The organism is Amycolatopsis sp. FBCC-B4732 (genome assembly GCF_023008405.1).
Lineage (GTDB): Bacteria > Actinomycetota > Actinomycetes > Mycobacteriales > Pseudonocardiaceae > Amycolatopsis > Amycolatopsis pretoriensis_A.
Genome location: NZ_CP095376.1, coordinates 9,490,990 through 9,510,065 on the forward strand (window position 1 = coordinate 9,490,990; position 19,076 = coordinate 9,510,065).

Sequence of the window (19,076 nt, forward strand, 5' to 3'; positions counted from 1 at the left end):
TTCGAGGGTGGAAAGGGTGCGTCAGCTCGGGTGGTCGTTGCCGTAGTACTCCAGCCAGTGCAACGACCACGCGCCCGCGGGCGGCGCTCGCCACGTGCGATCCGTACCCGGCATGACCGAACGGGACGCGGTCACGGCATATTCGCCACCGTGCTGCGCACCGGATCCGGCCGACATCGCCCCGCTCACGCCGGAGACGTCGACGGGCAGCCCGCCGCCACCGGATCCCGACATCGGAACGGCAACACCGATCCGCGAACCGGAATGTTCGGAAGCCGACCGGACAGCAGCGTGCACGACATGCGAACGCTGCGGGTCGGTCGGAGTGACCGAGACCGGAGCAGGCGCAGTCACGCTCGGCGAAGACACGATGTCTTCACGCGGCGCGGGCTTCGCCTGCCGGTCGCCGTCCTGGCGCCCGGTGACCACCGGGACCACGTCCCCGGCCCCGACCGCCCGCGCCACCGGTGCGGTCAGCGGTGCCGTGGCGCGCAGCACCGGCGAGGTCACCGGGGACACCGCGTGCAGCACGGGCTCGGTGACCTGACGCAGGGCCGACAGAGCAGGCTCCGCCGCGCGCAGCACCGGACGCGTGACCGGCGCGAGCACGGGCTCGAGCCCGTTCGTCACCGGCTTCGCGACCTGAGCCACTTGCGACGTCACCGCGTGCACCGGCTCGGTGACCGGCGTGAGCACCGGTTCGACCGGTTTGAGCACACCGTGAGCAGTGCTCCCGATGTGGTCGAGCAACCCGGGCCGATCCGGGGGCGGCCCCTCGGAAGCGTGCGCGGTCCCCGACACGGCCATGGCCAGCAGGGTGAAGCCGAACAACGCGCCGGCGACCACGAGCATCCGCAGCAAGAGCGGCTGCCCCGTCGGTGCGTCATCTGTCAGGGAAGTATCCATCCATCTCACCCCCCTTCGAGTGTGGACTTCACTGTCAGTCGTATTTCGGGGCGATGACCTTCACCGGATTGGGGATAGATCGAAGTTTTTTCTTTCACTCCAATAGGGTTTGCTACCGCTGAGTAGCGGGTAAACCCGCTGATTTTCTTGCCGTGAAGTGCGGAAACCGCTCCGCCGGTGACCCGTGACCACCCGGCTGGACACTCTCGGTCGCCGGCCCGGTTCGCCGCCTGCCACCCGCTTGGGGAATCAACCCATCCGCCCCGCGGACAGCCTCGAACGTGAACTGTCCACGAAGGATCCATCCCCCAGCGCCGGGAGGCTCGGCGGTGGGTGACGCCCGCCGCTCGCGCGCGGGCGGGGAGGAGTTCGTCCGTGTTTGGCAAGCGTTATGCCGCTTCGATGATCAACCGGAGCGCGGAGAACGACCAGGACCGGCGCCGTTTCCTGAAAGCGGCCGGCATGACCGGGCTCGGCGTCGTCGGCGCGGGTGCGCTCGGCGGCCTCGCCACCGGGACCGCGTCCGCCGCGACCGCCCGGCCCACCGCGGCGGCAGCCGCCGCGTCCGCCGAGGTCAGCGACGGCGCCGTCCTCAACTTCGCGCTCAACCTGGAGTACCTGGAAGCCGAGTTCTACCTGCACGCCGTCACCGGCAAGGGCCTCGCCGACTCGATGACGACCGGGACCGGCACCCGCGGCGGCGTCACCGGCGGCCGCGCGGTGAAGTTCAAGACGAAGGCCGCGCGCCAGTACGCCCAGGAGATCGCGGGCGACGAGAAGGCGCACGTCCAGTTCCTGCGCTCGGCGCTGGGCTCGGCCGCGGTCAGCCGGCCGGCGATCGACCTGCAGTCCAGCTTCACCGCCGCCGCCCAGGCCGCCGGTCTCGTGAAGCCCGGCCGCAGCTTCGACGCGTTCGCCTGCGAGGAGAACTTCCTGCTCGCCGCGTTCCTGTTCGAAGACGTCGGCGTGACCGCCTACAAGGGGGCCGCGCCGCTGATCAGCAACAAGACCTACCTCGAAGCCGCCGCCGGTATCCTCGCCGTCGAGGCGTACCACGCGGGCAACATCCGCAGCGCGCTCTACCAGCACACCGACGGCATCCTCGGCCTGGGTCTGCTCGGCCGTGACCTGCGGGAGGCCAGCGTGAAGCTGTCCAACGCCCGTGACAGCCTCGACGGTCCCACCGACGACGACCAGGGCGTGATCGACAGCCACGGCAACGCCAACATCGTGCCCACGGACGCCAACGGCATCGCCTACAGCCGCTCGCCGGGCCAGGTCCTCAACATCGTGTACCTGACGAACAAGGCCGCCAAGTCCGGCGGGTTCTTCCCCAAGGGCGTCAACGGCGAAGTGAACACCAGCGCCGCCAACTGACCCGACGGGGGTGCGGGACCGCCGTCGGGGCGGTCCCGCACCCCGTCACCGGAGGCACGATGCTCGGACTCAGCCCGGAACACCTGCTCGTCCTGCTGGTCGCGGCCCTGTTCATCCTCGGACCGGAACGCCTGCCCGGCGCGATCGCGACCGTGCGCAAGACAGCGCAGCAGGCCAAGGACGCACTCGCGAACGCCCACGAGCAGATCAGCAGCGAAATCGGCCCGGAGTTCGAACAGCTCCGCAAGCCGCTGGGCGAGCTCAACCGGCTCCGCGGCCTGGATCCCCACACCGCCTTGACGCGGTTCGTGCTCGACTCGCCGCCTGCCGAGCCGACGCCCACCCCACGGCCGGAGCCGTCCCCGCGAGTGGCCGGTGTGGACATGGAAGCCACCTGACGCACCACCGAAAGGACCTGCCCATGACCGTCGACCGAGGACTTCTCGCGACTCTCAAAGCCAAGCCCGGCAAGGGCGACGAACTCGCCGCGTTCCTCGAGCAGGGCCGCGAACTCGCGCTCGCCGAGACCGGGACCGTCACCTGGTACGCGTTCAAGATCGACGACACCACCTACGGCATCTTCGACACCTTCGAGACCGAAGAAGGCCGGCAAGCCCACCTGGGCGGGCAGATCCCGGTCGCGCTCGGCCAGGTCGCCGCGGACCTGCTTGCTGCCGACCCGGACATCCGCCCCGTGGACGTCATCGCGGTGACGTGACCTTCGCCTGCTTTTCGAGGTGATCGCCGCGATCAATAGGCATCTCCACCGGCTCGTGGAATCGGACACCGCGCGGCACAGCCGAAGGGACGACGATGAGCCAGCACCCAGAGGCTGCTTCGGTCGCGCATCGGGTGCTGCGGACGCGGGCACGACGACGGCGGCGGACTTCGACGGGAGTCGCGGTGGCCGTGGTCGTCTTGGCCGGCGGCGGCGCCGTGCTTGCGACGGTCCCGGGCGGCGAGGAGGCCCCGGCCCAGCCCGTGGCGGTGACCCAGTGGCCGGCTCGTGGCCCGCTGGCCGGGGACACCGCGCTGGTCGGCCGGGCGAAGCTGGCTTGGGCGAACGCCGGCCCGGCCGGGGCGCCTGGATCGGAAGCCGCAGTGCTCTACGCCGGTCCGCTCGGCGGGCAGAACGCGACGCTGGTCGTCCTGCGCCGCGACGACGCCGCCGGAAAGACGTCGCTGGGCTTCATGACCACGCCGTCGACCACCGGCACGCCGGACACCACGACGCTGATGGTGCGGGCCCAGGTGACCGTTTCCACGAGTGCGCCCGCCCCGGCGGCTTACGGCTTCGTCGTCTCCAGGCCGGCACCCGGGGACCAGGCCCGCGGCAGCTGGGCGGTCGCCCTCGTCGCGCCGGGCATGCCCGCCGCCCGGTTCAGCACGAGCGCCGTGGAGCACGAGATCGCCGACGCCGCTGGCTCGCCCCTCGACGGGGTGCTCACCGTGGACCTGCCGCCGCAGGCAGCCGCGTGGAACACCGAGCTCGCGTTCGGCGACCGCGGGCAACGGGGCATCGCCTCCTTGGCCGCGGCGGCAGACGATCCGGCCACTCGTACCGTCACCGCGACCCCGCGCCTCGACGGCACCTTCGCCGTCACCGGTGCGGCAGACGCGCAACCGGGCGACCTGCTCACGCTCCACGAGGGGCTGATCGGCGTCGTCACCGGCGGCGGCCCCACCGCTTCCGCCGGCACAGCCCTGACGTCGCTGCGGACATCCGGCTTGAACGCCCGGACCGCGACCACCGCTCGGCCGGTCGGCCTGGCCGGCGGCCCCGGTGAGCAGACCACGGTCACCGCCGGTCCCGGCGTGCTGCGTGAGGGCAACCGCATCGTCGCCGGCGGATTCCCGGGCACCGCCGCAGTCATCAACCTCGGCACCGTCCACGCGACCTCGGACGGCACCTGGATCCTGCGGCGGGACGCGTGGTTCCCGGTGACGCCCACGCAGGCCACCCTGATCCGGCACCCGTGAACCGGGGCCGATCGGGTGGACGCCCTCACCCACCAGCATGGCGATGCCGATCTCCGCACCTCGTCGACGCGAACGTCTTATGACAGCGCCGACGAGCAGTGGAGGTCGCAGTGCACACGTTTCGCGCCACAACCATGGTCGTCCACGACCTCCTGGCCGGATTGGCGGTACGGCACGGGCTGACTCTGCTGCGGATCAGCATGGGACTGGTGTTCCTGGGCTTCGGCGTGCTCAAGTTCTTTCCCGGCGTCAGTCCCGCCGAGAACCTGGTCGAGGCCACCATCCACGAGCTGACCGCGGGAGCGGTACCGACGCTGGTTCCCTATCCCGCCGCGCTCGCCGGGACGGCGGCGCTTGAATGCGTGATCGGGCTGTCGCTGGTGACCGGCCGGTGGTTCCACCGGGCCCGGTATCTGCTGGCGCTGGAGCTGGCCGGGATCCTCTCCCCGCTCGTGCTGCTGCCCGGCCGGCTGTTCAGCGGTCCCGGGCACGCACCGACCCTCGAGGGCCAGTACGTGCTCAAGGACATCGTCCTGCTCGCCGCGGCGATCGTGCTCGCCGCACGAGCGTCCACAGCAGACAGCTCCACCGTTCCCGCCGTTCCCGCGCAACGAGATCACCGGGCAGCCGCGGCGCCCGGACGGGCGACCGATCCGGTGGCGGCCGGGTTCCGAACCACCCGGAAACGGTAGAGGAGGAGCGTCATCCCCGGACTCACGATCACGATCGTCACCGGCGGGACCGCCGGGGTGGCGATGGGCTATGTGCTGCAACGAGCGCAGCTGTGCTTTCACGCGACCTTCGCGGGCGCCCTCACCGGACGTTTCCGGCTCGCCCGCAGCTGGCTGCTGGGCGTGGCGATCGCTGCGGCCGGTCTCTCGGTGCTGTTCCTGACTCCCCTTGCCGGTGGCCTGGACGAGGGGCTGCCGTTCACGCCGGTCGCCGATGTCGTCGGCGGGCTCGTGATCGGTGTGGGCATGGCGGTGGCAAGCACGTGTGTTTCCGGCCTGTTCTTCAAACTCGGCTCGGGCATGCTCGGCTGCTTGGCCGGCCTCGGCGGCTGGGCCGTCGGCGAGCTGTCCGCCCGAGAAGTCGTGCTCCCCGGGCCGACTCTGCTGCCACCGGGGCCCGCCGCGACCGTTCCCGCTCTGCTCGGAATCCCGCGGGTGGCGTTCGCCTTCGCGTTCCTCGCTGCCGTCGTCGCGGCACTGGGGTTGTGGCGCCACGCGGATCACCCACGGCGCGGGCAGTGGAACTGGCCGGTCGCCGGGGTGGCGCTCGGAGTGGTAACGATCGTGGGCTGGGTGCTGGCCGGTGCCGGCGGCGCGAGCTTCGGCCCCAGCACGGTCGGCGCGGTGACCGGGCTCGCCACCGGCGAGCCGAACTGGTGGCTGACGGCGTTCCTGCCGGGCATCGTCCTGGGTGGTGCGATCGCCGCCCGCGTGACCGGCGGTCTGCGCGTCCGCAGCGAGCGGCGGGTCCGCTACGTCCGGCTGGTCGTCGGTGGGTTCCTGCTCGGCGCGGGTGGCTGGCTGGCGGGCGGCTGCACCCTCGGGCACGGTCTCTCGGGTGTCGCTCAGCTCAACGTCTCGTCGTGGGTCGTCGTGGCCGCTGTCATCGGTGGGATTGCGCTCGCGCGGGGTGCACGCATCGTCTTGGCCGGGACGCCCGAACACCGGTAATCGTGCGGTAAGGATCATCGGGCGCGAATCGTGTGAGACTGGGGTGATCCGACGAGGAGGTCACCATGACCCGCAGTCACCCGTATCCGGCGTCGACCGGCGGTGCGACCTGGAACCGGTGGAGCCGCGCGGGAATCACGGTTGTCTTCGCGCTGATCGTGGCCGGTGGCGCGAAAGTCGCGTTCGACCTCAGCAGCACCATGATGACGCACCTCGCGGCGGTGGGTGCCTGGATGATCCTCGCGCTGGGCTTGGCTTACGCGGGCGTCCGGATCCGGCCCGGTCTCGGCGGCGCGCTCCTGACGGGCTTCGGAATCGGGGCCCTGCTGGTGGTTTTCTTCGGCGGTATGCAGATGCTCGCCTGACCGCCATCTCTGCCGCAGACCCGGCTCGGAGCCGGTGCTACTTGGCTGTGCCGGGAGTCAGCACCTTGTCGATCACGAAGACCGTGGCGTTCTTCGTGGGGATGTTGCCGCAGAGGATCTTCGCGCCGTTGACGGTCATGTTCTCGCCCGAGCCCTCGATCTTGAGCGGGCCGCCGGCGGTGTTCAGCGTGGCGGCCGAGCCGGCTGTGGCGAGGCCCTTGGCGTCGTAGCGCTTGCCGACGACGTGGTACTGCAGGATCGGCGCGAGTTCGGCGGGATTGCCGGCCAGCTCGGCGAACTTGGCGTCGCCCAGCGCGGCGAAAGCCGGGTCGGCGGGCGCGAACACCGTGATCGCGTCCTGACTGTCGAGGGTGTCGACCAGGTTGGTGGCCCGCACCGCGGCGACGAGCTTGGTCAGCAGCGGGTTCGTCGACGCCGCCGAGGCGACCGGCTGCGGACCCATGGAGTCGAGCGAGCCGGGCGCGGAAGCCTGCGGCAGCCGGCTGCACGCGGGGCCGAACACGTCGGCGTTGGTCGTCACGCCGTCCGGGGATCCCGTCATGCCCGCGGCGCTCGCCGTCATCGACGTCAACGGGGCCATCGAACTGCTGGCGCTCGAGGCGGAGCTGCCGCTGCCGCACGCGGTCAGGGACAGCGCGGCGGCCGCGGTCAGACCGATTCCGGCGGTACGAAGCTTGTTCACGAAAGATCACTCCGAATCAAGCGACCACCGCTGTCCACCGTGGACTCACGATGTCGCCGCCTGGTGTTGGTCGTTCGGCGTCGACGCCGAACCGGGCTCGGGGGCTTCACGGATGCGTTCGCTGCCGTCGCGGGTACGGATGGCCGAGTGTTCCTCGGTTGGCCCGATCGAGTGAGGACGGCCAACTCGAGGCAACACCGAACCGGTCGCCGGCTTTCCGGCCGGGCCATGCCTGGACCACCGGGGCGTCACCCACAGGGTTGGTCCGAGGACCTTGGCCCTGTCCGCCGCACCCGGTCGCCTCGAATGGTCCGTGATCCCGCCGGGATCGGGTCCGATGTTCGGTCGAGGAGAAGGAGATCCACCGTGAGCACACTCCGCCGTCGCATTCTGGCGACCGCCGCGCTGCCCGCCGCGGCACTCGGCTTCCTGCTGGCCGCCCCCGCCGCGGCTTCGGCCGCCACCACGGCTCCGCAGGCAACCGCCTCGGTCGCCGACCACGAACCTGGCCACCACCACTCCTACGGCCTGCACCTGAGCATCCTGCTCGGCCTGCACATCACCGGCGGCCACCACGACGACGAGGGCGACTGCTACGACGGCCTCCTCGGCGGTGGCTTGCTCGATCTCGGCTGACCGCCCCCGCGGCTGCAGCAGACGCACCACGGCATCGCACTCCCGAAGCCCGAAGATCTGCCGGACACCCGGCCGACCGACCAGCGCACCACCCGCGAGACCTACCTCAGCTACGGCGAACTCCCCAAGACCTGCGCGCCGGGTGGCACCCCGCTGACGCTGGACCAGCAGGCGACCTACCGGTTCCCGGTCACCGTCCCCGACGGCAAGTTGGCCTTCGAGGGGAGTGGACCGTCGATTACGAGAAGGCGACCGCGGGCCCGGGCGCGCAGGTGCGGCTCGGGTACACGGCCAAGAGCACGAACCTGGTCCTGGCCGGAACCGGCACGGTCACCGTCTCGACCGACGACGGGCGGCCCCCTCGAACGATCACCGTCAGCGGCACGCCGAACCTCTACCGCCTCAGCCAGACGCCGGACCTGCACACCGGGCAGCTCACCTTGACGATCACCCCTGGCGTCCAAGCCTACCCCTTCACGTTCGACTGAACCGGTGAATCCGGATCCCGGCACCAATCCGGATGGCGAACCGGCCCGAACACCGAACCGGGACAGGCGTCGAGGGAAAGCCGGGTTTCAGCAATGGATTTCGACCAGGAGTTGGCGCGACTCACCGATCGGCTCGCCGCGGCGGCCGAAACGACAGTCGCGCTCAGCGATCGGCCGGATCTCCGCCGGGTCCGGTCCGTGGTCGCCGAGGCCCTCACCTTCGGGGCGTGCCCGGACGATCGGTACGGCGGCGTCCTGCTCGTGATCGACGAACTGGTCGGCAACGCCTACCAGCACACCACCGCGGTCCACGAGCTGCGGGTCACCCGCACCGCCGAGAACCTGCTGGTCGAAGTGAGCGACGCGGACCCGGACGTCACGCCGGTGCACGCCTGCGGGCCTGGATCCGGCCGATTCGGGCTGCGGCTCGTGGGCCAGCTGACCCTGGACTGGGGCGTGCGCGCCGACAGCGTGGGCAAGGTGGTGTGGGCGCTGGTACCGCTCAAGGTCTTTCCCGCTGTTCCCTGATCGGGTGAATCAGGTCGGTCGAGATCACACTGCCGGCCGGGTCAGCCGTGTCTGCTGCGTCGTCAAGAACGACAGCCGGACTGTCCGCCGGGCGGCCGGTGAAGGGCAGGCAGGAAAGGGGATTTCGATGAGCGTGCGTACATCTCTGGTGGCCGTGGCCGTCATGATCGGCGGCGGGCTGGCGGTCACCACGGGGGTTGCCGCGGCGGGCACCACATCCGATTGCACGTACAACACCAGCGCGAGCGGGGTGAACTTCCACGTGAAGTGCTCCCGGCTTCCCGCCGGGTACGGCCAGTACCGCGCGTACGCGCAGTGCGAGAACGGCGCGATCAGCTACGGAATCTGGACGACCGTGGCGGACAGCAAGTACATCGGCTCGGTGGCCGACTGCAGCGGCCGGGGAAACGTTGCCGGTGGCGGTATTCAGCTGCGCTGAGCGCAAAGAAGTCACACCCGGCCCGGGTAGGGCCGGCCGCCGTCAGCGCCCTGGAGTGACCCAGCGGTGACGACGACCGGCAGGACGCCGCCGCTTCGGCGTCCCCCGGCGGCGGATCTCCTGCAATCCGCCGCCAGACCAGAAGGACGGCCGCCCCGGCTCCAGGAGGTAGTGGAGCCGAGACGGCCGTACGGTGTCGGGTCACCCGTCGGCGACCGGACATCTGTGTTTACTTGTTGGTGCCCGGGGTCATGACCTTGTCGATCACGAAGACGGTGGCGTTCTTGGTGGGGATGTTGCCGCACAGGATCTTCGCGCCGTTGACGGTCATGTTCTCGCCCGTGCCCTCGATCTTCAGCGGCCCGCCGGCGGCGTTCAGCGTGTCGAGCGTGCCCGCGCCTTCGAGGCCCTTGGCGTTGTAGCGCTTGCCGACGACGTGGTACTGCAGGATCGGCGCCAGCTCGGCCGGCTTGCCCGCCAGCTCGTTGAACTTCGCGTCGCCCAGCGCGGCGAACGCCGGGTCGGCCGGGGCGAACACCGTGATGGCCGGGGCGCTGTTGAGGGTGTCGACCAGGTTGGTGGCCTTGACCGCGGCGACGAGCTTGGTCAGCAGCGGGTTGGTCGAGGCTGCGGAGGCGACCGGCTGCGGGCCCATCGAGTCCAGCGAACCGGGCGCGGAGCCCTGCGGCAGCTGGGAGCAGGCGGGGCCGAAGACGTCGGCGTTGGTGGTCATGCCGTCGCCGGCACCTGCGTCGGCGCTGGAGGACGGGGCGGCCGCGGACGAGGAGGGCGCGGGCGCACTGCTGGACGAGGAGGAAGCGGAGTCGCTGCCGCTGCACGCGGTGAGGGTGAGCGCGGCGGCCGCGGTCAGACCAATACCGGCGATACGAAGATTACGCACGGGAATTCACTCCAATTGATTACGCGGCTGAGGCTGCCTAGTCGGCGAGAACCTCTTGTTGCTGGTGATTCGGCGCCCGACGGGAGCCGGATTGGTCGATCGGGAAGAAATTCTCAGGCTGCGGTGAACGTGACGTTGTGCCACCCTGTAGCGCCGTTCGGGACAGTTCCCGCCCGCTGATCGGTCTGGGTGTAGCCGGACTTGTCGGTGGCCCGGCAAAACACCTGGTGCACGCCCGCGGGGATGTCGAGCTCGGTCCACCACATCCGCCACGTGTTGAGGTTGACCTCCTGCGACAGTGTGGTTTCCTGCCACGGCCCCTGGTCGATGCGGACTTCGACCTTCTCGATCCCGGTGTGCTGCGCCCAGGCGACCCCGGCGACACGTACCTTTCCCGTGGAGACGTTGGCGAACCCGCGGTGCGAGTCGATGCGGGATTCGGTCTTGATCGGTGCTTCCTGGCTCCAGCTTCGTTTGAGCCAGTAGGCCTGGCGGGCTGCCCAGGTGGTGACCTCGATGTCGACGACCCATTTCGTCGCCGAGACGTACCCGTACAGGCCGGGCGTGACGAGCCGCGCGGGGAATCCGTGTTCCAGCGGCAACGGCTCGCCGTTCATCCCGATCGCGAGCATCGCGCCCCGGCCGCGGTCCTGCGCCGCCGCCACCGGCGTCCCCGACGTCCAGCCGTCGACACTGGTGCAGAACAGCTGCTCGGCCCCGGGCTTCACGCCGGCTTCGGCGAGCAGGTCGGCCAGGTCGACGCCGATGAAGTTCGATGTCGACACGTAGTCCCCGCCCACCTCGTTGGACACGCACGTCATCGTGACCGTCCGCTCCACCAATGGCCGGTTCCGGATGTCGTTGTAGCTGAAGCGAACCTCCCGGTCGACCATGCCGTGCAGCCGCAGGCTCCAGTCTTCGGCGCGCAGCTGCGGCACCGACAACGCGGTGTCGACGCGGTAGAACTTGTTGTTCGGGGTGAGGAACGGCGGCGTGCCCAGCTTGGCGAAGTCGGCGTCGGCCGGGATCATCGGCGCGGTTCGCGCGGGCACCAGCTTGCCGATCGCCTCCCTCGACGCCGTCGCGTCCCGCGTCGAGCTGATCAGCTGACCGCCGAGCCCGGCCGCGCCGGCCCCGACCACGACCCCGGCCCCGCCGAGCAGGAACGATCGCCGCGACGTCCCGGTCTTCTCCTCCGAACCGGTTTCCCGCCACACCCGGGGCGCGATCCGGTGCAGGAGAACGAAAACGACGACACCTACGGCGAGGCTGGCGATCGGTGCCAGCAGCGCGATCAGGGTGAGGTCCGGACGCTGCGACACCGCGAACGCGCCGACGAGCCCGAACACGGCGATGAGCGCGATTCCCGGCACCGGCGACCGTCGCGACAGGACACCCGCCAGCGCGGCGACCCCCACCATGACCACGGCCATGCTGCCCAGCAGCACCAGCTTGTCGTAGGTGCCGAACGTGCGGACGGCGAAGTCCTTCAACTCCACCGGCGTCAGGTCGATCGCGCCGTTGCCCACTGCGAGGTAGGGGGAGGCGTTGATGCTGATGAACCCGGCCACCAGGTGCCCGGCCGCGAGCGCGGCGGCCAGCGCCAGGATGCCGGTGAACGCGGCGGCGAAGAATCGCAGCCGCGCACGCGACGGTGCTGACGGAGCTTCCGGGGTATCGAGCTCGGTGGCGGTCATGCCGGTAATTCGAGACGGCGCGGTCGCGGTATTGGTCCGCGGTGTTTTCGTCTCACTGGATCGGGTGAAAGCTCCGAGTTCACGGGCAGCTGATGACCTGCCCGGCGTAAGTCAGCCCGGCGCCGAACCCGAACAGCAGCACCGGTGCGCCGGCCGCGATTTCCCTGCGCTCGATGAGCTTCGACAGCGCCAGCGGGATGCTGGCGGCCGAGGTGTTGCCGGATTCCGTCACGTCCGTCGCGATTACCGCGCCGGTCGCCCCGATCTTGCGGGCCAGCGCTTCGATGATGCGGACGTTGGCCTGGTGGGTCACGACACCGCCGAGATCGGCCGGGTCGACGCCGGCGCGGCGGCACGCTTCCCGGGCGATCGGGGCGAGTGCAGTGGTGGCCCAGCGGAACACCGCCTGCCCTTCCTGCCGGAACACCGCGGGCAGCGCGCCGGGCCCGGCGGCCTCGAGCGTGATGCAGTGCCCCTTCGCCGGGTCCGAACCCCACACCACCGGCCCGATCCCGGCCGGGGCGCGCTCGACGACGGCCGCCCCCGCGGCGTCGCCGAAGATCACGCACGTCGACCGGTCCGTCCAGTCGAGGAAGTCGCTCATCTTGTCGACGCCGACCACGATGGCCCGGGTGGCCGCGTCCGCGCGGATGGCGTGGTCGGCCGCGGCGAGCGCGTAGGAGAAGCCCGAGCACGCGGCGTTGAGGTCGAACGCGCCGGGCGCGGCGATTCCCAGCCGTTCGGCGACGCGGCAGGCGACGCCGGGCATCCGGTCGAACGCGGTGCACGTGGCGACGATCACGAGGTCGACGTCGCCGGCGTTGTACCCGGATCGCCGCAACGCGGCTTCCGCGGCGGCCGTTGCCATGTCGGCGACCGACTCGCTGGGGGCCGCGACCCGGCGGCTGCGCACGCCCACCCGTTCACGGATCCACGCGTCCGACGTTCCCAGCCGGTCCGCCAGTTCGTCGTTCGTGACCGTCCGGCCCGGCTGGTAGTGCCCGAACGAGACCACTGTCGAGCCTGGCATCGCATTCTCCTCATCGAGTTCACCTCCCGTTCGGACCGGCCGGCGCCGCGGCTTGCCTGATCCACTGTGGACAGCTCCGGCTCACTCCTCCGTGTGGGTGACCGGCTGGGTTTCTCGTCACAGCACCAATCCGGACGAGTCGGCCGGGACGAACCCCTCGTGACACGCCGCCGACCGCGGCGAGTGACTCGGCGCCCGCCGGGAAGGACAGGTGCCATGACCGCCCGCGCAGTCGCGCTCCGCTCCGCGCCCGGCGCGGGGCCGGAGCCGGAGAACACGCCGGAACAGCTGCTCGCCCGAACCGCGCTCGGGGACGAGCATGCCTTCGCCGCGCTCTACGATCAGCTGGCCGGGCCGATCTTCGGCACCGTGCTCCAGGTACTGCGATCCCGCGCCCACGCCGAAGAGGTCACGCAGGAGGTCCTGCTTGAGATCTGGCGAAAAGCGGCGACGTTCGACGCCGGGCGCGGGCGCGTGCAGACCTGGGCGCTGACCATCGCCCACCGGCGCGCGATCGACCGCGTCCGGTCCGAGCAGGCGGGCGTCAACCGGGAGGAACGAGCCGACCGGCTGGACCTGCGCCGCCCGTACGACGACGTCACCGAGACCATGCTCGATCGGCACGACCGGGCGCAGGTTCGTGCGGCGTTGACGGTTCTGACCGATCTCCAGCGGGAGTCGATCCTGCTCGCCTACTTTCAGGGTTACACCTGCCGGGAGGTTTCCGAAAAGCTCGGTGTCGCGGTCGGCACCGTCAAGACCCGCATGCGGGACGGGCTGGTCCGCTTGCGCGACGCTCTGGGAGTGCACCGATGACCACCGCCGACGTCCACATCCTCGCCGGCGCGTACACCCTCGACGCGGTCGGCGACCTCGAACGCGCGGCCTTCACCCGGCACATGGGCGAGTGCCCGGTCTGCGCCGAGGAGGTCGCCGGGTTCCGGGAGACCGCCGCCCTGCTGGGCACCGCCGCTGCTTTTGCCCCGGGCGGGAGCTTCCGCCGGCGCGTGTTGGCCGAGATCTCCCAGACCCGGCAGCTGCCACCCTGCGTCCCGGCCGAGCCCGCCGTTCCGGCGCGGCGGCGCCCGTGGCGCAAGCGCGCGCTGATCGGGATCGCGTCCGTCGCAGCGGCGGCGGCGGTCCTCGTTGGCGGGATCAGCATCGGGTTGGACCAGTCGGTTCCCGGCAGCCCGGTGCCGGTGGCCGATGGCGGTGCGGTGACGTCCGCGTCCGACGCGACCACCGTGCGCGCGGCCGTGGCGGGCGGCGGCTCGGTCTCGGCGACGGTCTCGCGGCAGCTGGGCAAGGTCCTGGTCGCCGCGCGGGCCCTGCCGTCGCTGGACGCCGGCCATGCCTACGAGGTGTGGCTGACCGGGCCGGGTGCGCCGCGGTCGGCGGGACTGGTCGGGCCCGGTGGCTCTGTCGAGGCCGCTCTGCCCGCTGGCGTCGACGGTGTTTCGGTGACCGTCGAGCCCGCGACCGGATCGCTGCAGCCGACCACACCGTCGGTTGCGGACCTTGCGGTCAGCTGACCTGCTGGTCAACTGAAGTGACGGGGTGCACAAATATTCACGTTTGACCTTCACGTCACAGGGGTAACGGTTGAGGGTTAGCCGGGCGAAGGGATGTGTGGGTGACCGCAGAAGGTCAGGTCTTCCCGCAGGATCTGCTGCGCGTGACCTCGCACCGTCCCGACGACGGCTCTTCGGCGTGCGTTCTGGAAGTCACCGGAGAGCTCGATCTGCTCACCGCGCCACTGCTGGAGGAGGCGGTCGCGACGGCGTTCGTGAGCACTGTGGACCTGCTCGTGATCGACCTGGCCGGGGTGTCCTTCATGGCGTCCGTGGGCATGACGATCTTGCTCAGAGCACAGCACACCGCCGACCCGGTCGCGAAGGTCCGCGTTGTCGCTCCTGACGGCAGCGTCGTGGCGCGCACCTTGCAGCTGACCGGCCTGCTCGAAGCATTGGCCGTCGTTCCCACCGTCTCCGCCGCGCTCTCCCGGTGATCTTCCGCAGTGCCCGAGCCCGCTCCCGACCGCTGCCTACCCGCAGATGACGCCACGATCGAGGATCTGCGGTGCGTCGCCGTGCCTGCGGTGCCCGGCCGGCTCGTTCAGCTGCGGGAACAGCTTGACCGGTGGGCCATCCGCGCGGGGTTGGATCTGGAGGCACGGCAGGCGGTGCTGCTGGCGGCCTACGAAGCGATGGCCAACGTCGTCGTACACGCTTACCGAGGCGGCGACGGCGTCCTCGACCTGCACGCGTCGAGCCGCGGCGATGTCGTGGTCGTCACCGTCGCCGACCACGGCCGGTGGCAATCGGAAGCCCGGCCTGGTCCGCTGCACGGCCGCGGGCTCCCGCTGATCCGCTCCCTTTCCGCGGCCGCGGTCGTCGACAAGACCGCCGCCGGCACCACGGTGACCATGACCTTCGCTCGCTGACCGCGCGAGGGCACATCAGCGCGCCGAACGGCGTCAGCACTGGAAGACTCGTCGGTATGGGCGATGCGGGTAGGCAGCCGGACTGGATGATCACCATTCCGTCCGCGAGAACCGATTCCGGCGTGGTGGAAGTGCGGGTGTCCGGAGCTCTCGGCCCGGTGGCGTATCCCCAGCTGCGCGAGAGCTTGCGCGCTGCGCGCGCGTACGCCGCAGCGAGTTCAGCCCGCGCGCTCACCATCGCGCTGTCCGCGGTGACTTACTGCGACGAGGGCCTGCCGCAGGAACTTCGCGAACTCGCCCTCACTTGCACCCGCGATAAGATCCAGCTGCGCATCGACATCCCGCCGGCTCTCCTGCCATAGCTCAGGGAACTCCTGCCCTACCTGCACCTCACGGATGCCACGACCGCGCGCACGTCCCCGGTCACGGTCGTCCCGACGTGGGTCGACCAGGCAACGCTGGTGATCGCCGTGACTGGCGAACTGGACATGGTGAGCACCCCGCACATGCGCGACGATCTCGCGATCATCTTGGCGGGCCGGCCGCAGCGGCTCGTACTCGACCTGGCCGAGGTCAGCTTCCTGGCTTCGACGGGCGCCAACGAGATCGTCCGTCTCGCTCACGCCACGGCCGACGACGCGGTGGCGCTGCACATCGCGGCCGGAGTGCACAACCGGCAGACCTTCGAACTGCTGGGTCTGGCAGGCACCCTGCTGAGCGTGTTCGACACCCGCGCCGACGCCCTCGCCGCCTTCACCAGCTGAACGACGTCAGGCGGCCGCCGGGGGCGCCTTGTGTCGCAAGGGTTTTCAAGCCGGCGCGCAGCAGGGTGTGCACCTGACCGCGAGTCCATCCCGTCTGCGCGGCGATGTCGGTGACCGACCAGTGCCCGGTCACGGCCGAGCGCACCACGAACCGCTGCCGAGGGGGCAGTGACAGCATCGCGTCGAGCAGCAGCGCTTCGTCGACCGCCGCGTCGAACCTGACCGATCGCCCTTTGCGACCCAGCCTGAGGCGCAGAGCCGCGAAGTCTTCCGGCCGGATCCGCCGGCCAGCAGGGCGGTCTTCGGCGGACAAGCCGGGCAACGCCTTTCGGCAGGTCCGGCGGCAAGCTCGCGCGCGCAGCCCGGAGCGGCGGAGCACGAGGTAGGTCGTGGCCAGCAGGCGGTCGGCGATCGGTATGGAGATCGGTCTTACCCATTCGGGTGACGGTGTCGAGGCCGCGGCGCTCACCGTGCATCTGCCGGAAGCTCGGCGTGCGCGATTCCGGCGCTGGTCAGCGCGAACGCGACCTCAGGTTCGTTGACCAGCACCCTGACCCGGCAGCGAGTCCGCTCTGCTCGTAGTGCGGCGTCGCCGATCAGCGCGACGAGCAGTTCGCCGTCGACGGCGCACCGCGTCACGTCGACGAGGACCGTCCCGCAGCACAGCCCGCAGGCTTCGGCGAGTTCGTCGACGACAGATGTGACGTCGTTGTCCGTGCGTATATCGCCGGCGATGCGGAGTGAAATCGCGCCGTCGGCGACTTGGACGTGGCATACCGCCGACGAAGCCGGGCGTAGCGGCTGAACATGCACTGCAGTCATCGGCCCGCCCCGTTCGCTTCACTCGCCCTTGACATCTTCACTTACCCCCGCTCGGCGTGTTCAAACGCCGGTCATCACCTGTTCGTGGCCGTACGTCGGCAAAGTGCCGGTAGTGGCCCTGCCGCACCGCGCACACCCGGAAACCGATAGCCTCCGCCAGTTCTCGCAACGCGTGCAGGTCGAGGACGGCCCAGGGGAACCAGCCACCGGTACCGCCGCGCCGATCGCGTAGCCGCGCCTCGCCGCGCCAGAGCCCAGCGGCGTCCGGGGCGGTCTCGACCAACAGCCGCCCGTCCGGGTGCAGCAGCTCGCGAACCCGGTGCAGCAGCCGCAGTGGGTCACCGCCGATGCCGATGTTCCCGTCGGCCAGCACCGTCGTGCGCCAGGTTCCTTCGCCGGGCAGCGCCTGGAAGACATCGCCCTGGACAGCGGGAATCCCGCGTTCCCGGCACCGGCCGATCGCGGTCGCCGAGCTGTCGGCGCCCAGCGCGGGAATCCCGCGGGCGACGAGGTGCGCGACCAATCGGCCGGGTCCGCATCCGAGGTCGAGGGTGCTGCCCTCGCAGCGGTCGAGCAGCCAGCGGTCGCCGCGCCCCGCCGGCCGCCGCCACCGCCGTGTCCGCAGCGGAAGCACGCGATCGTCGTCCAACTGCAACGTCCTCGCGGTGCCGCGCAACGCGGGATCGAATTCCTGACCGGGCAGCTGCCGGTCGAGCGGCGTGGTCACTGGACCACCTCCACCGCCGCCGCGAATCGCGAACCAGGCAGGGCGCCGACCGCAAGCAGGCAGGTGCGGACCTCGGCCCCGCAGCCGCGACGACGCTCGCTCACCACCCGGGCGCCGCCGCACGCCCGGGCGATGCCGGTGGTGTCGTCAGCCAGCATCGCGGACGACGCGTCAGCTTCGTCCAGACAGAGCAGAATCACCTCGCACTCCATGCGCAGTATTCGAGTCCGTGCGGGGGCGCGGATGGGCGTGAAAGTACGATTTCCTCTTCGAAGACGGCGAGCTGTTCGAGGCTTATTTCTGCTCGAATCGGGAAAGGGACGGACTTTCTTACTGATCGCTTACAGGTCGGCCTGGGACGGATTTCAGGGATTACCGTGTGTGGCGACCTGATCGGGGGCTTCATGCGACGAATCCGAGTCCTGCTCGGCAGCACCCTCCTGGTGACCGCCTGCAGTACACCGGCACCGCCGCAGCTTCCACCGGCCGCCGAACCAGCCGTCTCCCCGCCGGTCGGCCGCGCTCCGGCGGGGCGCACGGTGCGTGTCGGCGACCTGCCCGAGGGCATCGTCGCCGACGGGGTGACTCACCGCGTCGTCGTAGGCGTGCGCAATCCGGATCGGCTGGTGCTCCTCGACGCCGGGACCGGCGCGGTCGTGGCGTCGACGACGTTGCCGGGACACCTGCGGCACCTGCAGCTGGCCGCGCCCGGCGGGCCGGTACTCGTGCCGGACGAGACGTCCGATCGGCTGCTCACCGTCTCCCTTCCAGAAGGGACGGTCACCGGCAACACCCCGGCCGGCTCCTCGCCGCACGACGCGACGCGGGCCGCCGACGGCCGGATCTTCGCGGCCAACGAAAACGGCCGCAGCGTCGTCGTCGTGGAGAACTGCCGTGTCATCCACACCTTCACCGACGTCACCCAGCCCGCGGTACTGGCACCCGTGGGCAACCTCGTCTCACTCGTCGACGTGCGGCAGAACGACCTGAGCGTCTACGACGCCACGACGCTGACCCGGGTCGCGCGGCTGCCCGCCGGAGCCGGACCCACCCACGTCGTCGCCGACCGCCACGGCCACCTCGCGGTCATCGACACCCGCGGTGACGCCGTCCTGACCTACGACCCGGCTACACCGGCCCACACCCTGAGCTGGCTCGCGTTGCCGGGCACGCCCTACGGCGTCACCTACGACCCGACCCGCGACCGGCTGTGGGTGACGCTGACCGCCCGCAACGAGGTCGTCGGGGTGGACCTGTCCGGCACTTCGCCACGGGAGATCGTCCGGCTGCCGACCGTGCGGCAGCCGAACACGGTCGCCGTGGAACCCGGAACCGGCACGTTGTTCGTCACCGGGACGACCGGAGGCGTCGTCGAAATCATCCCGGCTCCCTGAGCGCACTATCGCTCTTGACCGAGCAGCACGGCCGACTTCTCCGCCTCCCTTGCCCGTTCGATAACGGCTGGGCGTTCAATGCGAGGCCAGCCCGCCAGAGCACCGGCGGCCAGGGCGCTAAGCGGCCGGATCGAACTTCGCCTCGACGGTCGCGAGGTCGCCACGACGACCGCCTCCATCTGCGTCCCTTGCCG

27 protein-coding genes are annotated in these 19,076 nt (G+C 70.5%); 18 read left to right on the forward strand and 9 right to left on the reverse strand.

Annotated features, from left to right (window positions below; genetic code table 11):
* Positions 1-21 precede the first annotated feature (21 nt).
* The gene (locus MUY14_RS43290) at positions 22-906 is read right to left on the reverse strand and encodes a hypothetical protein (RefSeq protein WP_247018509.1); all 885 of its coding nucleotides are present in this window, start codon (positions 904-906) and stop codon (positions 22-24) included.
* Between the two features lie 375 nt (positions 907-1,281).
* Between MUY14_RS43290 and MUY14_RS43295 the strand changes: the two genes are divergently transcribed.
* From MUY14_RS43295 to MUY14_RS43325, 7 genes are all read left to right on the forward strand, one after another.
* Entirely contained in the window at positions 1,282-2,283 is a 1,002-nt protein-coding gene (locus tag MUY14_RS43295; RefSeq protein WP_247018511.1) for a ferritin-like domain-containing protein, read from the forward strand.
* A gap of 59 nt (positions 2,284-2,342) precedes the next feature.
* Complete coding sequence (locus tag MUY14_RS43300; RefSeq protein ID WP_247018513.1) at positions 2,343-2,681, forward strand: Sec-independent protein translocase TatB; 339 nt, start codon at positions 2,343-2,345, stop codon at positions 2,679-2,681.
* A 23-nt stretch (positions 2,682-2,704) separates the two neighbouring features.
* The gene (locus MUY14_RS43305; RefSeq protein WP_247018515.1) at positions 2,705-3,001 is read left to right on the forward strand and encodes a putative quinol monooxygenase; all 297 of its coding nucleotides are present in this window, start codon (positions 2,705-2,707) and stop codon (positions 2,999-3,001) included.
* 95 nt (positions 3,002-3,096) lie between these two features.
* Entirely contained in the window at positions 3,097-4,263 is a 1,167-nt protein-coding gene (locus MUY14_RS43310) for a hypothetical protein (protein ID WP_247018516.1), read from the forward strand.
* Positions 4,264-4,373: 110 nt separating this feature from the next.
* Positions 4,374-4,955 carry a hypothetical protein gene (locus MUY14_RS43315; RefSeq protein WP_247018517.1) on the forward strand — a complete coding sequence of 194 codons (582 nt, stop codon included), beginning with the start codon at positions 4,374-4,376 and terminating at the stop codon, positions 4,953-4,955.
* A 63-nt stretch (positions 4,956-5,018) separates the two neighbouring features.
* The gene (locus MUY14_RS43320; RefSeq protein ID WP_247025514.1) at positions 5,019-5,945 is read left to right on the forward strand and encodes a YeeE/YedE thiosulfate transporter family protein; all 927 of its coding nucleotides are present in this window, start codon (positions 5,019-5,021) and stop codon (positions 5,943-5,945) included.
* Positions 5,946-6,010: 65 nt separating this feature from the next.
* A complete protein-coding gene (locus MUY14_RS43325) occupies positions 6,011-6,310 on the forward strand; it encodes a hypothetical protein (protein WP_247018518.1) in 300 nt (99 codons plus the stop codon).
* Between the two features lie 37 nt (positions 6,311-6,347).
* Here the strand turns inward: MUY14_RS43325 and MUY14_RS43330 are convergent, their stop codons facing one another.
* The gene (locus tag MUY14_RS43330) at positions 6,348-7,013 is read right to left on the reverse strand and encodes a fasciclin domain-containing protein (RefSeq protein ID WP_247018519.1); all 666 of its coding nucleotides are present in this window, start codon (positions 7,011-7,013) and stop codon (positions 6,348-6,350) included.
* A 366-nt stretch (positions 7,014-7,379) separates the two neighbouring features.
* Between MUY14_RS43330 and MUY14_RS43335 the strand changes: the two genes are divergently transcribed.
* The 4 genes from MUY14_RS43335 (at position 7,380) to MUY14_RS43350 (ending at position 9,104) form a co-directional block, all read left to right on the forward strand.
* Positions 7,380-7,649: a hypothetical protein gene (locus MUY14_RS43335; protein ID WP_247018520.1), complete on the forward strand. Its 270-nt coding sequence runs from the start codon at positions 7,380-7,382 to the stop codon at positions 7,647-7,649.
* Positions 7,650-7,780: 131 nt separating this feature from the next.
* Positions 7,781-8,137, forward strand: a complete 357-nt coding sequence (locus MUY14_RS43340; protein ID WP_247025515.1) for a hypothetical protein — start codon at positions 7,781-7,783, stop codon at positions 8,135-8,137.
* A 93-nt stretch (positions 8,138-8,230) separates the two neighbouring features.
* Positions 8,231-8,665 (forward strand): ATP-binding protein, encoded by a 435-nt coding sequence (locus tag MUY14_RS43345; RefSeq protein WP_247018521.1) that lies wholly within the window; start codon positions 8,231-8,233, stop codon positions 8,663-8,665.
* Between the two features lie 4 nt (positions 8,666-8,669).
* Positions 8,670-9,104 (forward strand): hypothetical protein, encoded by a 435-nt coding sequence (locus MUY14_RS43350; protein ID WP_247018522.1) that lies wholly within the window; start codon positions 8,670-8,672, stop codon positions 9,102-9,104.
* A 229-nt stretch (positions 9,105-9,333) separates the two neighbouring features.
* On the opposite strand, the gene MUY14_RS43355 is transcribed toward MUY14_RS43350, so the two are convergent.
* The 3 genes from MUY14_RS43355 to MUY14_RS43365 all read right to left on the reverse strand — a co-directional run bounded on the left by MUY14_RS43355 (position 9,334) and on the right by MUY14_RS43365 (position 12,732).
* The gene (locus MUY14_RS43355; protein WP_247018523.1) at positions 9,334-10,005 is read right to left on the reverse strand and encodes a fasciclin domain-containing protein; all 672 of its coding nucleotides are present in this window, start codon (positions 10,003-10,005) and stop codon (positions 9,334-9,336) included.
* Between the two features lie 113 nt (positions 10,006-10,118).
* A complete protein-coding gene (locus tag MUY14_RS43360; RefSeq protein WP_247018524.1) occupies positions 10,119-11,702 on the reverse strand; it encodes a molybdopterin-dependent oxidoreductase in 1,584 nt (527 codons plus the stop codon).
* A gap of 79 nt (positions 11,703-11,781) precedes the next feature.
* Entirely contained in the window at positions 11,782-12,732 is a 951-nt protein-coding gene (locus MUY14_RS43365; RefSeq protein ID WP_247018525.1) for a beta-ketoacyl-ACP synthase III, read from the reverse strand.
* A 216-nt stretch (positions 12,733-12,948) separates the two neighbouring features.
* Here MUY14_RS43365 and sigK point away from each other — a divergent pair, with 216 nt between their 5' ends.
* From sigK to MUY14_RS43395, 6 genes are all read left to right on the forward strand, one after another.
* On the forward strand, positions 12,949-13,548 hold the full coding sequence (sigK, locus tag MUY14_RS43370; protein WP_247018526.1) for an ECF RNA polymerase sigma factor SigK: 600 nt from the start codon (positions 12,949-12,951) through the stop codon (positions 13,546-13,548).
* A complete protein-coding gene (locus MUY14_RS43375) occupies positions 13,545-14,264 on the forward strand; it encodes an anti-sigma factor domain-containing protein (protein WP_247018529.1) in 720 nt (239 codons plus the stop codon). Before sigK ends, MUY14_RS43375 begins: the two co-directional genes overlap by 4 nt.
* Positions 14,265-14,365: 101 nt before the next feature.
* Complete coding sequence (locus MUY14_RS43380; protein WP_247018531.1) at positions 14,366-14,740, forward strand: STAS domain-containing protein; 375 nt, start codon at positions 14,366-14,368, stop codon at positions 14,738-14,740.
* A 90-nt stretch (positions 14,741-14,830) separates the two neighbouring features.
* Positions 14,831-15,175, forward strand: a complete 345-nt coding sequence (locus tag MUY14_RS43385; RefSeq protein WP_247025516.1) for an ATP-binding protein — start codon at positions 14,831-14,833, stop codon at positions 15,173-15,175.
* A gap of 86 nt (positions 15,176-15,261) precedes the next feature.
* Positions 15,262-15,537 carry a hypothetical protein gene (locus MUY14_RS43390; protein ID WP_247018533.1) on the forward strand — a complete coding sequence of 92 codons (276 nt, stop codon included), beginning with the start codon at positions 15,262-15,264 and terminating at the stop codon, positions 15,535-15,537.
* 99 nt (positions 15,538-15,636) lie between these two features.
* The gene (locus MUY14_RS43395) at positions 15,637-15,939 is read left to right on the forward strand and encodes an STAS domain-containing protein (RefSeq protein ID WP_281506226.1); all 303 of its coding nucleotides are present in this window, start codon (positions 15,637-15,639) and stop codon (positions 15,937-15,939) included.
* On the opposite strand, the gene MUY14_RS43400 is transcribed toward MUY14_RS43395, so the two are convergent.
* Genes MUY14_RS43400 through MUY14_RS43415 form a run of 4 tightly spaced genes read right to left on the reverse strand, consistent with a single transcriptional unit; the run spans position 15,929 to position 17,700 of the window.
* On the reverse strand, positions 15,929-16,408 hold the full coding sequence (locus tag MUY14_RS43400) for an RNA polymerase sigma factor (RefSeq protein WP_247018536.1): 480 nt from the start codon (positions 16,406-16,408) through the stop codon (positions 15,929-15,931). The two genes, MUY14_RS43395 and MUY14_RS43400, sit on opposite strands and share 11 nt — an antisense overlap.
* Positions 16,405-16,761 (reverse strand): hypothetical protein, encoded by a 357-nt coding sequence (locus MUY14_RS43405; protein ID WP_247018538.1) that lies wholly within the window; start codon positions 16,759-16,761, stop codon positions 16,405-16,407. The genes MUY14_RS43400 and MUY14_RS43405 overlap by 4 nt, the downstream gene beginning before the upstream one ends.
* 37 nt (positions 16,762-16,798) lie before the next feature.
* On the reverse strand, positions 16,799-17,488 hold the full coding sequence (locus MUY14_RS43410; RefSeq protein WP_247018540.1) for a methyltransferase domain-containing protein: 690 nt from the start codon (positions 17,486-17,488) through the stop codon (positions 16,799-16,801).
* Positions 17,485-17,700: a hypothetical protein gene (locus tag MUY14_RS43415; protein WP_247018542.1), complete on the reverse strand. Its 216-nt coding sequence runs from the start codon at positions 17,698-17,700 to the stop codon at positions 17,485-17,487. The genes MUY14_RS43410 and MUY14_RS43415 overlap by 4 nt, the downstream gene beginning before the upstream one ends.
* Before the next feature lie 192 nt (positions 17,701-17,892).
* On the opposite strand from MUY14_RS43415, the gene MUY14_RS43420 reads away from it, so the two are divergent.
* Complete coding sequence (locus MUY14_RS43420) at positions 17,893-18,882, forward strand: YncE family protein (protein ID WP_247018544.1); 990 nt, start codon at positions 17,893-17,895, stop codon at positions 18,880-18,882.
* Positions 18,883-19,076: the final 194 nt, after the last annotated feature.

Excerpts from the sequence above, each read along its gene's own strand:
- MUY14_RS43325 (WP_247018518.1), top strand. The coding sequence starts at position 6,011 with ATGACCCGCAGTCACCCGTATCCGGCGTCGACCGGCGGTGCGACCTGG.
- MUY14_RS43390 (WP_247018533.1), top strand. The coding sequence starts at position 15,262 with ATGATCACCATTCCGTCCGCGAGAACCGATTCCGGCGTGGTGGAAGTG.
- MUY14_RS43345 (WP_247018521.1), top strand. The coding sequence starts at position 8,231 with ATGGATTTCGACCAGGAGTTGGCGCGACTCACCGATCGGCTCGCCGCG.
- MUY14_RS43310 (WP_247018516.1), top strand. The coding sequence starts at position 3,097 with ATGAGCCAGCACCCAGAGGCTGCTTCGGTCGCGCATCGGGTGCTGCGG.
- MUY14_RS43300 (WP_247018513.1), top strand. The coding sequence starts at position 2,343 with ATGCTCGGACTCAGCCCGGAACACCTGCTCGTCCTGCTGGTCGCGGCC.
- MUY14_RS43405 (WP_247018538.1), bottom strand. The coding sequence starts at position 16,761 with ATGACTGCAGTGCATGTTCAGCCGCTACGCCCGGCTTCGTCGGCGGTA.
- MUY14_RS43365 (WP_247018525.1), bottom strand. The coding sequence starts at position 12,732 with ATGCCAGGCTCGACAGTGGTCTCGTTCGGGCACTACCAGCCGGGCCGG.
- MUY14_RS43290 (WP_247018509.1), bottom strand. The coding sequence starts at position 906 with ATGGATACTTCCCTGACAGATGACGCACCGACGGGGCAGCCGCTCTTG.
- MUY14_RS43375 (WP_247018529.1), top strand. The coding sequence starts at position 13,545 with ATGACCACCGCCGACGTCCACATCCTCGCCGGCGCGTACACCCTCGAC.
- sigK (WP_247018526.1), top strand. The coding sequence starts at position 12,949 with ATGACCGCCCGCGCAGTCGCGCTCCGCTCCGCGCCCGGCGCGGGGCCG.
- MUY14_RS43420 (WP_247018544.1), top strand. The coding sequence starts at position 17,893 with ATGCGACGAATCCGAGTCCTGCTCGGCAGCACCCTCCTGGTGACCGCC.
- MUY14_RS43360 (WP_247018524.1), bottom strand. The coding sequence starts at position 11,702 with ATGACCGCCACCGAGCTCGATACCCCGGAAGCTCCGTCAGCACCGTCG.
- MUY14_RS43305 (WP_247018515.1), top strand. The coding sequence starts at position 2,705 with ATGACCGTCGACCGAGGACTTCTCGCGACTCTCAAAGCCAAGCCCGGC.
- MUY14_RS43320 (WP_247025514.1), top strand. The coding sequence starts at position 5,019 with ATGGGCTATGTGCTGCAACGAGCGCAGCTGTGCTTTCACGCGACCTTC.
- MUY14_RS43415 (WP_247018542.1), bottom strand. The coding sequence starts at position 17,700 with ATGGAGTGCGAGGTGATTCTGCTCTGTCTGGACGAAGCTGACGCGTCG.